The 12,265-nt window shown below is 70.1% G+C and carries 7 protein-coding genes; 2 read left to right on the top strand and 5 right to left on the bottom strand.

The features are described from left to right. Positions 1-3: 3 nt before the first annotated feature. Entirely contained in the window at positions 4-5,100 is a 5,097-nt protein-coding gene (locus ZRA01_RS11165; RefSeq protein ID WP_246093643.1) for an alpha-2-macroglobulin family protein, read from the bottom strand. A gap of 332 nt (positions 5,101-5,432) precedes the next feature. Here ZRA01_RS11165 and ZRA01_RS11160 point away from each other — a divergent pair, with 332 nt between their 5' ends. Beyond that, the gene (locus ZRA01_RS11160; protein ID WP_246093642.1) at positions 5,433-6,152 is read left to right on the top strand and encodes a response regulator; all 720 of its coding nucleotides are present in this window, start codon (positions 5,433-5,435) and stop codon (positions 6,150-6,152) included. Here ZRA01_RS11160 and ZRA01_RS11155 read toward each other — a convergent pair. Then, positions 6,149-8,869 (bottom strand): ATP-binding protein, encoded by a 2,721-nt coding sequence (locus ZRA01_RS11155; protein ID WP_141352160.1) that lies wholly within the window; start codon positions 8,867-8,869, stop codon positions 6,149-6,151. The two genes, ZRA01_RS11160 and ZRA01_RS11155, sit on opposite strands and share 4 nt — an antisense overlap. 10 nt (positions 8,870-8,879) lie before the next feature. On the opposite strand from ZRA01_RS11155, the gene torT reads away from it, so the two are divergent. Beyond that, positions 8,880-9,926 (top strand): TMAO reductase system periplasmic protein TorT, encoded by a 1,047-nt coding sequence (gene torT, locus ZRA01_RS11150; protein ID WP_141352158.1) that lies wholly within the window; start codon positions 8,880-8,882, stop codon positions 9,924-9,926. A gap of 18 nt (positions 9,927-9,944) precedes the next feature. Here the strand turns inward: torT and tatA are convergent, their stop codons facing one another. The 3 genes from tatA to ZRA01_RS11135 all read right to left on the bottom strand — a co-directional run bounded on the left by tatA (position 9,945) and on the right by ZRA01_RS11135 (position 11,953). Next, complete coding sequence (tatA, locus tag ZRA01_RS11145) at positions 9,945-10,118, bottom strand: Sec-independent protein translocase subunit TatA (protein ID WP_141352155.1); 174 nt, start codon at positions 10,116-10,118, stop codon at positions 9,945-9,947. Between the two features lie 45 nt (positions 10,119-10,163). Further along, a complete protein-coding gene (gene moaA, locus ZRA01_RS11140; protein WP_141352153.1) occupies positions 10,164-11,135 on the bottom strand; it encodes a GTP 3',8-cyclase MoaA in 972 nt (323 codons plus the stop codon). 68 nt (positions 11,136-11,203) lie between these two features. Next, positions 11,204-11,953, bottom strand: coding sequence for a TorF family putative porin (locus ZRA01_RS11135; protein ID WP_141352151.1), 750 nt, complete (start codon positions 11,951-11,953; stop codon positions 11,204-11,206). Positions 11,954-12,265: the final 312 nt, after the last annotated feature.

Raw genomic sequence — 12,265 nt, 5'->3', positions numbered from 1 at the left:
GGGCTACTTGCCGTCGATCACCGTCAGGCTGCCGTCGCCTTCGGCCAGCCCGTAGGTGTCGGGCCGGTACATGTCTTCGGCGTACACCGGCGGAACAATGAACTTGCCGGGGGTGACCACCCGGGCCCGGTAGAACAGGTTGATCTCGCCCTGCAGGCGCACGGCGGCCACGAAGCGGTCGTCGCGGAACTCGACGTGCTGGATGCGCCGGTCGGCCATCGCGGCGGCGGGGTCGATGCCGGCGATGCTGACCGCGCCCATCGCCTCGCCCTGCGCGATGTTGAGGTTCTCGATCTCCAGCCCGGCCGGGATGTGGTCCACCACCAGGCCGTTGCCGATGTGCACCTTCGGCCTGACCTGAACGCGCACCAGCACGCTCTCGCCCACCTTCAGCGGCCGTGCCCCGATGGGCGTGCCGTCGCCGGCGTGGAGCGTGCGGACCAGGGCGATGGCGTCGCTGCGGGCAGCGGGCATCTTCGCCGGGTGGCCGCCGATCGCCAACTCGACGAAGAGCTTGTCGCGGTGGGTGTTGCGGATCGCCAGCCCGCCGGCGAGGGCGGCGGCATCGAGGGGGCGGATCTGGCTGCCGGGGCCGCTCACGCTGGCGGGCTTGCCGTTGCCGACTTCGGCCGTCCAGGCGACGCCCTGGCCACGGCTGCCGAGCTCGCGACCGATGAGGAAGAGGGCGAGCTTCTCCTGGGTGCTGGTCCAGGTGTTCTTCTCGAGCTCGGCGGCGGTGAGGGCGACCAGGCTGGCGCTGCCGGCAGCGTTGATCTTGTGGCGCTGCAGCAGCGTGTACGACAGCGCCGCGTCGCGCAGCGGGCTGCCGTAGTCGCCCCACCAGGGGCCGGTGTCGCGGGGCTTGGCGATGCCTTCGGCGATGGCGGTGTTGCCGCGGGCGTCGTCGCCCATCAGCTTGAGGGCGATGCCGAGCTGGACCAGCGCCAGGCCGGAGTGGGCCTGGGCGCGCAGCTCATAAAGCTGGCGCAGGGTGGCCAGCGGCGCCTTCGATTCCCGCGCCAGCACGTAGGCGCCGTAGGCGAGCACGCCGAAGCGGCCGCTGCCGGCGTAGCGGCGGTCCTGCCAGATGGCGTCGGCGTTGTAGCTGGGCTTGCCGGTGGGCAGGCCGGCGACGCCCTCCTGCAGCGCGCGCAGCAGGAAGTCGGTGGCCTTTTGCTGCATCTGCGCCGGCACGTTGAAGCCCTGCTCGCGGGCGTCGAGCAGGAAGTGGGTGACGTAGGCCGACAGCCAGTATTCGTACTCGGAGACATTGCCCCACAGGCTGAAACCGCCGCTCGGCGCCTGCATGGCGCCGAGGCGGGCGATGGCCTTTTCGAGCATGGCGGCGCGCTGCTCGCGGCTGAAGGGCTTGAGGCCGAAGCGGCGGGCGCTGTCTTCGTCGACGAACACGTGGGGGTAGGCGGTGCTGGTGGTCTGCTCGGTGCAGCCGTAGGGGTACACCAGCAGGCCGCGGATGGCGCTGCGCACGTCGATGGGCGGCTGGTCCGACAGGGTGAGGTGGGCCTCGACGGAGGCGCGCAGGAAGCCGCCGGTGTCGGCGTCCTTGATGTTGAGGGTCTCGCCGGGGGCGACGGTGAAGCGGCGGCTGATCTGCTGGCGCGGCGTGGGGGCCTGGACCTGCAGCGCGAACTGGCGGCTGAGCTTGATCGGCCCGCCGCTCACATTCACCTGCACACCCGCCAGGCCGAAGGCGCTGCCGGCCTCGACCGGGAAGCGCAGGGTCTGCCGGCGCTGGTCGGGGAGCGTGACGGTGCTGCTGGCGTTCTGGATGCGCAGGCCGTCGGGGGAGCTGACCTCAACTTTGAAGGTCTGCGCAGCACCCGAGAGATTGTGCAGATCCAGGGCGATCACTGCGCTGTCGCCCACCGTGAGGAAGCGCGGCGTGGCGAGCTCGGCCACCAGCGGCGCAGCCACCTGCACCTCGGCCTCGGCGCTGCCGAACTGCTCCGGCGTGGCGACCACCGCCATCAGGCGCAGGCTACCGTTGAAGTCGGGCACCGGCAGCGTGACCTCGGCCTCGCCCTGGGCGTCGAGGCTGACCGGGCCGGAGAACAGGTCGATCAGCTTCACCTTTTTAGGCAGGCTGGTGGTGGGCTTGGGCGCCGCGTCGCCGCCGAACTTGAGCTTGCCCTTGCGGCCGGCCATCTTCTCGATGAGGCGGCCATACACGTCGTACTGGTCGGCGCCGTAGCGCTGCTTGCCGAAGAAGTGGCCGTGGGGGTCGGGCGTGGCGAAGCGGGTGATGTTGAGGATGCCCACATCCACCGCCGACAGGGTGAGCAGGGCCTGCTGCCCCTTGGCGGCGGGCACCTTGACCTTCACCTTGAGGGGCGTCTCGGGGAGCATCTTTTTGGGCGCATCGAGGCTCACCGCCAGCTTGCGCTCGCCCCGCTCGAGGGGCAGGTGGACGAGGCCGAGGGCGCGCGCCGGGGTGACCTTCTCGCCGGCGCTGCCGGGGCGCAGCACCATTACCGACACGTAGAGGTCGTGGCGGCGCCAGGCCTTGTCGAGGGGGATGTCGATGGTGCTGCCGCCGTCGGGCATCGCGATGCGCTGGGTCCACAGGGTTTGGTCGGCCTCGACGCTGATCAGGGCCTGGCCACCGTGGGGCGGGGTGATGGTGAGTTTGGCGGTGTCGCCGTCCCGGTAGGCGGGCTTGTCGAGCTTGAGGGCGACCCGGTCGGGGCGGATGCCCTGGTCTTCGTCGTTGCGGGCGCTCCAGCCGGCGTAGAAGCGGTACTTGAGCGTCTTGCCGGTTTCGGGGTCGGCGATCTCGAGGCGGTAGCGGCCGTACTTGACCGGCACCTCCAGCTTGCCGCGGCCGCCGGCGGGCACGCTGACGCTGCGGGTGGCGACGAGTTCGTCGGTTTCGGTGAAGCCGGAATGCCAGCCGCGCTGGTCGTCGAAGCGCCAGTAGTAGTCGCGGTTCTCGCGGAACAGGCGGGCCGGCAGGCTGGCGCCGAGGAGCTTGGCGCTGCGGTCGGCGCGGATCACCTCGAAGGGCGCCTGGCTGCCCTCGCGGGCGTAGTCGCCCTGGAACAGCGGGCGCACGCCCACCAGCACCGGCGCCGGCCAGTAGGTGCGCTCGACCGAGCGGATCACCGGGCGGCCGCCGCTCTCCAGCAGGCTGAGGGTGGCACGCACGGTGAAGGGCGACTGGCGCTCGGCCACCGGGGCGAGGTCGATGTCGAGGTGGCCCTTGCCGGCTTCGTCGAGGGCGCTTTCGTCCAGCTCGGCGCGGCTCCTGGCGCTGTCTTCGTTGGCGTCGCCGAACTCGAAGCCGGGGAGCTGCTGGGCCAGCGGGTTCTTGTGCCGTTCGTACTGCACCACGCCGAGCAGGCGGTTGCCGGCGGCGGGGGCGCCGTAGAGGTAGCTGCCCTGCACGGCCAGCGCGAAGGGTTGCTTCGCGTCGAGGTTGGGGTGGCTGGGGGTGAGCTCGAGCTTCATGCGTTCGGGCAGGAACTCCTCGACGTTGAAGCGGTAGCTGTTGGTGGGCAGCTTGTCGGCCGGGTCGGCGCGCAGTTCGAGCACCCAGGCGCCGGTGGGGGCGTCGGTGGGGAGTTCGATGGCGCGCCGGTAGTAGCCGCTGACACCACCTGAGCCGGCGTCCGGCTGCCAGCTGGCGGTGAACTGGCTCTTGCCGTCGGGCCGCTTGAGGATGGCCTGCACCGGCTGGGGCGGCACCGGGCGGCCGTCGGCGTCGCGGGCGAGCACCGACAGCTCGAAGCGCTCGCCAGGCCGATACAGGTTGCGGCCAGACCACGGGAACAGGCGCACCGGGCGCCCGGGCAGGCCGGCGATGTCGAATTCGGAGAGGTCGAGGGCCGGCTCGCGGGTGGCAATCAGCGACAGCTGCTGGCCGTGGCGCGCGACGATCACGCGGGCGTCTTTTGGGCGCTCGGCGAAGCTGGCGCGGCCGTCGCCGTCGGTCTCGCCGCGGGCCAGCACCTTGCCGGCCGCGTCGAGCCACTGGATCTCGACGTTGCGGCGGCCCTTGCCATCGGTGAGGGCGCTGACCACCGCGTCGGCGCCCTTGTCGAACAGGCGCAGGTGCAGGCCCAGGTCGCTGACGTAGAAGTAGCTCACCTGGTAGTCGTGGCGGAAGCGGTTGGGCTGGCTCATCACCGCGATGTAAACGCCGGGCTCCTGGAGCGGCTTGATGTCTTCGACCGGGATGAAGGTGACGCTGCGCCGGTTGGGCTGCTGCTCGGTGACGAAGCGGCCGGCGTACACGCTGTCGGTGAGGCCGTGGAGGCTGTCGAGGTCCCAGTTGCCGACGGCGCCGCGCAGGCTGAGGCGGCGGTTCTCGTAGTCTTCTTCTTCGCCTTCCTCATCGGTGTCGTCGCCCGGCGCGGGTTTGGGCGCCCGGGCCTGGCTGATGACCCGGTCGAGGAAGCGCGGCAGCTGGTCGGGCCGCACCCGCAGGAACTGGATGTCCACCTCGGGCACGTTGACGGTGACGACCGGCAGGCCGCCATTTTGTTTGGCTGGCAGCACCATGCCGCGGCTGGCGAAGTAATAGGCCGGCGAGACGGCCGCGGTGCGCAGCGACAGGCGCGCTTCGGCGTCGAGCCGGGCATCGCTGCGGGCCGGCAGGCCGGCGGCCACCTTCACCACGTAGCGGGTCTGGGGCTTGATGTGGGGGAAGAACAGCAGGCGCGGGTTGTCGCCCACCGTCCAGGCGCCCTTGACCCGCTTGCCGCCGTCGGTGGCCACGTCCTTGGGGTCGGCGCTGGCCGGGGCGGCGGCTGCGGCGTCGGCGCCCTGATCGTCGCCATCCTCGCCGGCGTCATCGGTGCCGCTGCCGAGCACCTCGCCGTCCCGCGGCGGCATCTCGAAGACTTCGATCTCGCCGTCGTAGGCGTGGCGGGGGTCGAGGGGCAGGCTGAAGGTGAGGGCGAGGGCCGGGGAGCCGTCGAAATCACGGCTCGCCAGCTCGACGAGGCGGAAGGGGCCGCCGCCGTCGGCCTCATCGCCGGCGCCGGAGCGCGTGAAAAGGTAGAACCCGGCGGCCACGGCAACGGCCAGCGCGACCAGGACGGGAATCAGGGCAAAGCCCCGGCGGGTGGAGGCGATCACGGGCGGCTTCCTTTCGGGCGGGCGCCACCGGGCGCCGGCCTGCATGACGTGAGATTCACCCGCCAATCTACACGACTGCGGCCCCCGGTGGCCGGGATGAAGGCCACATCCGCGGCGGGCGGCGACGCCTGCGGGCACCGGCTGCGCGGTAGCGCCGGCGACGTATAATCCGGAGCCCGAAACCTGTGCGCCGGCACATGCGCCGTGCGTTGATGCGCCGGGTGAGCCGTGGGGCAAGGCTTCCAGGCTCATGGGGCGGCGGTGCTGCCGTGCCTCGTTTCATCGTCCTGTTCAAATATCCCGGCCCTTGCCGGAAGTTCGAGATCCAGCCTGTGGAAAATACACCCGTCGAAATTCTCGTCGTCGATGACGACCCGGTGGCCTGTGCGCGGCTCAAGGCTTATTTCACGGCCGAGGGCTACGCGGTGTTCGTCGCCAATGACGGCGGTGGAATGTGGCGGGTTCTCGACAGCGAGGCGATCTCGGTGGTGCTGCTCGACGTGGGCCTGCCCGGCAAGGACGGGCTGGAGCTGGCGCGGGAGCTCCGCGCCCACGACGAGGGGCTCGGCATCATTTTGGTGAGTGGCCGCGGCGACGACGTGGACAAGATCGTCGGCCTCGAGTCGGGCGCCGACGACTACGTGACCAAGCCCTTCAATTCGCGGGAGCTGCTGGCGCGGGTGAAGATCGTGCTGCGTGGCCTGCGCGGGCGCGGGCCGAAGGGGGGCGGCGGCGAAACGATCAGCTTTGGCCGTTGGACCTTCGACATCGCCCACCGCCGCCTGCAGGGCAGCGACGGGAAGCGCGAGATCCTGACCCGCGGTGAGTTCGACCTGCTGGCGGCGCTGGCCGGCCACCCGGGCGTCGTGCTGAGCCGCGAACGCCTGATGCAGACCGTGAGCCACCGCAGCTGGGACCCCAACGACCGGACAATAGACGTGTTGATCTCGCGCCTGCGCGACAAGCTCGAGGACGACCCCAAGCACCCCGAGATCATCACCACGGTGCGCGGCGAAGGCTACGTGCTGATCGCCGGAGACGGCGGCCGCTAGCCGCCCGCGCCAGCGTCGTCGTCGGCGAGTTGGGCCTGGAGGGCGTCGCAGCTGGCGAGGCAGTCCTCCATGAGCTGCTCCAGGGCGGCAGCCATGGGCTCGCTGGCCACGGTTTCACCGTTGGCGGCGGTTTCGATCTCCCGGCTGGTGGCCATCACCTTGCTCATGCCCAGGTTCGAGGCGGCGCTGCGCAGGCGGTGGGCGCGCTTGCCCAGGGCGGCCCAGTCGTGGGCGCGGCGGGCGCTTTCCAGTTCGTCGAAGGCCGCAGGGAGATCGTCGGAGAACAGCTTGAGCAGCTCGGCCATGGTGCCGGCGCCTAGGGTGTCGATTTCGGCGGCGAGAAACACCGGGTCGAGCAGGCCGGGGGCGTCGGCGGTGGGCTCGTTGCCGGCGGGGCTGTCTTCCAGCGGGCTGGTGGCAGCCTTGAGGCTGCGGGCGAGGGTGTCGAGCGAGAACGGCTTGCCCATGAAGAGCGACGAGGCCGCTGCCGCACCGGCGGCCGCCATCTGGGGCGAAACATGCGCCGACATCACGATGAGCGGCACGCCGGCCCAGCGGCCACCGTCGAGCTGGCGGATGTCTTCGGCCACCTCGAGGCCGGAGCGGCCCGGCAGGCTGATGTCCATCAGGATCGCGTCCACCTGCGCGCCCGGGGCCTGCAGCAGTTCAAGGGCTGCGGTGCCGTCGCCGGCGGTGAGCGGCTGGTGGCCCAGCAGCTCGAGATAGCGGGTGCACACCAGGCGGTTGATCTCGTCGTCCTCGACGACCAGCACCGTCAGCGGCCGCAGCGCGGCGCATGGGGCGGCAGCGTCGTCGGCGGGGGCTGGCAGGCTGTCGGCGATCTCGAAGTCGAGGCTGAAGCGCACGCAGGTGCCCTGGCCGAGCTGGCTTTCCAGCGAGATCTCGCCGCCCATCGCCTCCACCAGGCGCTGGCAGATCGCCAGGCCCAGGCCGGCGCCGCCGTGCTGGCGGCGGGCGGTGTCCTCGACCTGAAAGAACGGTTTGAACACCTCGGCGGCCTTGTCGGCCGGGATGCCGATGCCGGTGTCGCAGACCGTGAAGGCGAGCCGGGCCGGGCCCCCGGCCTCGGCGGGCGCTGCCGCCACGCTTACGGTGACCGAGCCTTCGTCGGTGAACTTGATGGCGTTGCCGATGATGTTGAGGAGGAGCTGGTTGAGCTTGCGCCGGTCGCCAACCACCAGCCGCGGCACCTCGGCCGCCACGTCGCGGATGAGCGCGATGCCCTTGCCGGTGGCCTGCACCGATTGCAGCGACAGCATGTCGTCGATGGTTTCGCGCAGGTCGAAGGGCTCGCGTTGCAGGTCGAGCTTGCCGGCCTCGATCCGCGAGAAGCTGAGCATGTCCTCGAGGATCTCGAGCAGCGTGAGGTTGGCGTAGCCGATCGTGTCGAGATACTGGCGCTGGCGGCTGTCGAGGGGGCTCTCGCGGAGCAGGCGCACGATGCCGAGCACGCCGCTGAGCGGGGTGCGCAGCTCGTGGCTGAGGGTGCCGAGGAAGACGCCCTTGGCCTTGTTGGCTTCTTCGGCGACCTGGCGGGCCACGGCGTGTTCGGCCACCTCGCGGGCGAGCAGGGCGTTGCTATGTTTAAGTTCGGCGGTGCGCTCGGCGACCTGGCTCTCGAGCACCTGCTGGTGGCGCCGCAGCTCGTCTTCGAGGCGCAGCCGCTCGCGGGCGTTCTCGCGGAACTGCTCGAGGGCCCGCCCGAGGGGGGCCAGCGGGTCCTGGTCGCCGGTGGCGATGGTGACGTCGTAGTCGCCGGTGCTGAGGGCGCGGACGGCGGTTTCCATGCCGTTCAGGCGGCCCAGCAGGTGGTAGCGGAAGACCGCCCAGACGGTGACGATCAGCGTGAAGAACATCAGCCCGGCGACCACCACGAAGATGATCAGCCCCCGGTCGACGGCCTGCCGGGCCTGGGCGCCGGCGGTGCCCATGGCCTTGCTGCCGACGCCGACCAGCTCGCTGGCCTGCCGGTTGAGTTCGCCCCCCAGCTGGCGCCCCCGGGCGCGCAGCTGGCCCAGGGCCTGCTGTTCCTCCAGGCGCTGGCGGTGGATGCGGAAGGGGTTGTCGACGTCGTCGCCCGCCAGGTGGCGGTAGTGTTCGAGGCTGCGCTCGCGCTGGCTGGGGTCGCGCAGGTCGTCGATGCGCCGCTTGAGGGGCGTGAGGCTGGCGGCGAAGGCCTGGTTGAGCTGGGCCACGCCTTCGGGGCTGGTCTGGGCTTCGACCTGCGCCAGCAGGGTCTGCAGCTTGAAGCACAAGAGCTGGAACTGGGACATCCGCTCCATGCCGTCGATGTCGACCTCGATCAGGCGGTCGAGGGCGTCGAAGAGCCGCGGTGGCTTGCTGCCGCCGTCGATCAGCCGGTAGAGGTTGGCGATGTTGGCGGTGGTGGTGGTCGAGGCGTTCGCCACCAGGGATTCCGACAGGCTGACCAGGGCCATCAGGCTCTCGCGGCGGCGCATGATCGCGGTGCGCTCGGCCTCCTCGGTGTCGAGGCGGTGCAGCGTTTGGGCGGTCTGCTGGCGGAGGTTGCCGGTGATCGCCACCACGGTCGCGCGCATCGCGGCGCCGAGTTGCGGGTCGAAGCCCTGGGCGTCGAGCTGCGCCAGGGCCTCGGCCATGTTGCCGAGCTGTTCCTCGAGCAGGCTGCCGATCTGCCTGGCCTCCTGGTGGCTGTCGACCCGCGGCAGCTGGTCCACCAGCGCGCTGATGCTTTCAACCCTGGCGCCGCTCGCCCGGGCGGCGGAAGTCCTGCGCTGGGAGCCGCCGTTCTCCTATGCCAGCCCCGCCACGCGGCAGCCCTACGCTCCGCCGGCCAAGGCCCGCCGGGCCTGGAAGCTGTGTGTGGTGGTGCCCCACCTGAAGGACGCCTACTGGCTGGCGGTCAACTACGGGATGATCGACGAGGCCCGGCGGCTCGGCGTGCACATGCAGGTGCTCGAGGCCGGTGGCTACCCCAACCTGGAGCGCCAGCGCAGCCTGCTCCAGGCCTGCGCCGAGGCGGCCGACATGGATGCGATGATCCTGGGCACGGTGTCCTTCGACGGGCTGTCGGATCTGCTGCGCGACGTGAGCCGCAAGAAGCCGGTGCTGGCCACCGTCAACGACATCGCTGACGCGGGCCTCGCCGCCAAGGTGGGAGTGTCGTGGTACGACATGGGGCGGCAGGTCGGCGAGTATCTGGCCGGGCTGCCCCACCCGGGCCAGGCCAGGGTGCCGATCGCCTGGTTCCCCGGGCCGCGGGACGCCGGCTGGGTGCCGTTTGTGGACAAGGGCTTCCGCGACGCGATCCGCGACAGCCCGATCGCCATCGTCAGCACCGGCTGGGGCGACACGGACAAGACGGTGCAGCGCGACCTCGTCCAGGAGGCCCTCGATGCCCACCCCGAGGTGCGCTACCTGGTGGGTAACGCGATGATGGCCGAGGCGGCGGTAGGGGTGCTGCGGGGGCGCCAGCCAGAGGGCGGGCCGGGCGGTCGGGCGGGCGACATCGGGGTGCTGTCCACCTACTTCACGCCGGGTGTCTATCGGGGCATCGTGCGCGGCAAGATCATGGCTGCGCCCACCGATTCGCCGGTGCTGCAGGGGCGGCTGTCGGTGGATCAGGCGGTGGAGCTGCTGGAAGGGCGGCGCTACGCGCGGCACATGGGGCCGGTGATCCGGCTGGTGGACCGCCGCAGCCTGCCCCACCTCGACCTCGATGAGTCGATGCCGCCGCCCACCTTCACGCCCCAGTTCCGCTACCCGCCGCGCTGAGCTGCGCGGGGCCGGCGCTCAGCTGCCCGGTTTGTCGAGCTGGGCGGTGGCCTCGGCCTCCTTCATGCCGTCCCGGAAGCCCTTGACGGCGCCGCCCAGGTCTTCGCCCATGTTGCGCAGCTTCTTGGTGCCGAAGACCAGCATCACGATCACCAGCACGATCAGCCAGTGCCAAACTGAAAAACTGCCCATTTTTTGATTCCTTGCCTGAGAGGGTTGGTTGCGGTGGCGGGGCGTTCAGCCCCCGGTGGCGGACATCATGCGGATGAGGCGGTGCTGCGTGTTGCCGAAGTCGTGGCGGGCGGGCTTGTGGGCGAGGCCGGCCTGCAGCGCGGCGAGGATCTCGGTGTCGCTGTGGCCGCTGCGCATCAGCTGGCGGAAATCCACCGCCTCGTCGCGGCCGAGGCACAGGTGCAGGGTGCCGTTGGCGGCCAGCCGGATGCGGTTGCAGGTGTCGCAGAAGTGCTGCGAGATCGCGGTGATGAAGCCGATCTTGAACTTGCGGTCCGGCGACACCAGGTAGCGCGCCGGCCCGCCGCCGGGCACCACGCCGTCGATGAGGCCGAACTGTTCGCGCATGCGCTGCATCACCGGCCGCAGGTCGATGAAGCCGGCGTTCTGGCCGGACTGGCCGACCGGCATGGTCTCGATCAGGCGCAGGATGAAGCCCCGCGCGATGCAGTATTCGGTCATTGCCTCGATCTCGTCGTGGGAGGTGTCGGGCAGCGCGACCATGTTGATCTTGATCTGCCTGAAGCCCAGCCCGCGGGCTGCTTCCAGCCCGTCGAGGATCTGCGGCAGCACGTCGCGTCGGGCGATCTGCGCCACGCGGTTGCGGTCTAGGGAATCCAGGCTCACGTTGAGCCGCGCCACGCCGGCGCGCCGCAGCTCGCCGGCGAACTCGGCGAGCCGGGTGCCGTTGGTGGACAGGGACAGGTCGCGGATGCCCGGCACCGCGGCCAGGCGCGCGGCGAGCTCGGGCAGGTTGCGGCGCAGCAGGGGCTCGCCGCCGGTCAGCCGGATGTGCTCGACGCCCTGGCGGGCAAAGACGCCGGCGAGCCGCTCGAGCTCGTCGAAGCTCAGCCACTCGCGGGGTTCGTCGTCGCTCTGGAAACCTTCGGGCATGCAGTAGGTGCAGCGCAGGTCGCAGCGGTCGGTGACGGACAGCCGGAGATAGCTGATGTGTCTGCCTGAACCGTCGATGAGCATCGCGTCCTCGTCTGGTCAAAGGGCCCGGGGCGCTGCGCCTCGGGCCGGGGTGGAAAGTCGGCGGGCGCTCAGAAGCTCTTCGAGACCGCGAACACGACGCGTTGGTCGAAGATCTTCAGGCCAGCCGGCGAGCCATACACCTTGTGGCCGGAGGTGATGTCGGTGTCGTGGTAGCGCAGATCGAAGGTGAGGCCGACGAACTTCTTGCTCACGCCGAGGTTCCAGTGGTGCCAGCCCTGGGCGCCGGTGCCGTCGAGCTGCTGGTAGCCGTAGCTGCCGTCGAGGGTGACGCCGTAGGGCAGGGCCATCTTGGGATGGACGGCGTAGTTGATGCCCTTCCAGCCGTCCACGCCGAACCAGTCGTTGAGGGTGGGGGTGACCTCGAACTTCAGGTTGAAGTCGCCGAACTGCTTCCAGGCGTACATGTACAGCTCGGTGTAGTTGTACTTGTTGGCGCCCGGATACTGGTAGTCGAAGACCATCACGTTGTAGCCGATGTCGGCGGCGCTGATGGTGCCGGTCTTGCCGATGTAGGGGCCGACCACGGCGCTGATGTCGGGGGCGCTGGCGAACTTGTTGGTGGAGCCGAAGAAGCCGGCATAGTAGCCGCTCGGGTGGCTCCAGGTGATCGAGCCCTGGATGGCGGGGATCTGGCCGTCGTTGGTCTCGGATTCGCCGCGGAAGACGTAGTCGGTGGCGAACTTCATGTTGGCGCCGAAGGTGCCGCCGAAGAGCGTCTCGGCGTCGTCGGCGGCCATGGCGGAGTGGGTCAGGGCCACGGCCATGCCGGCGATGGCAAGTCTGGAAAGCTGTTTCATTTGATGCTCCCTGGTCGTCAGATGGACGGTGATTCGAACTGTCAGTGCAAATCGCTTCAGGGCGGATGATGGCGATCCGGTATGAACGGCAGTCCCCGGAAACGTGAATGCAAGGGCGCATCGTGTTAATGGGGCGAGGGCGCGCCAGGGGTGGGTGTACCCCGCGCCGGCGCCGGGATTCAGGGCCGTGCGGGGGTGGGCGGCGGTGGTTGTTGGCGGGCCTGTTAACGTCGGTTAACACAAAGGCGGCCCAGGCTTACGAAACCGTGCCGAACTGTTCATCGCCGGTGGCTAAGCTTGTCTCCGTGGAAG

The organism is Zoogloea ramigera (assembly GCF_006539865.1).
Classification (GTDB): Bacteria; Pseudomonadota; Gammaproteobacteria; order Burkholderiales; family Rhodocyclaceae; genus Zoogloea; species Zoogloea ramigera.
This window is presented reverse-complemented; position numbering and strand designations above follow the sequence as displayed.

What these genes read in the sequence shown, in the direction of transcription:
- ZRA01_RS11135 (WP_141352151.1), bottom strand. Translation starts at nt 11,953, where the DNA reads ATGAAACAGCTTTCCAGACTTGCCATCGCCGGCATGGCCGTGGCCCTG.
- torT (WP_141352158.1), top strand. Translation starts at nt 8,880, where the DNA reads ATGCTTTCAACCCTGGCGCCGCTCGCCCGGGCGGCGGAAGTCCTGCGC.
- moaA (WP_141352153.1), bottom strand. Translation starts at nt 11,135, where the DNA reads ATGCTCATCGACGGTTCAGGCAGACACATCAGCTATCTCCGGCTGTCC.
- tatA (WP_141352155.1), bottom strand. Translation starts at nt 10,118, where the DNA reads ATGGGCAGTTTTTCAGTTTGGCACTGGCTGATCGTGCTGGTGATCGTG.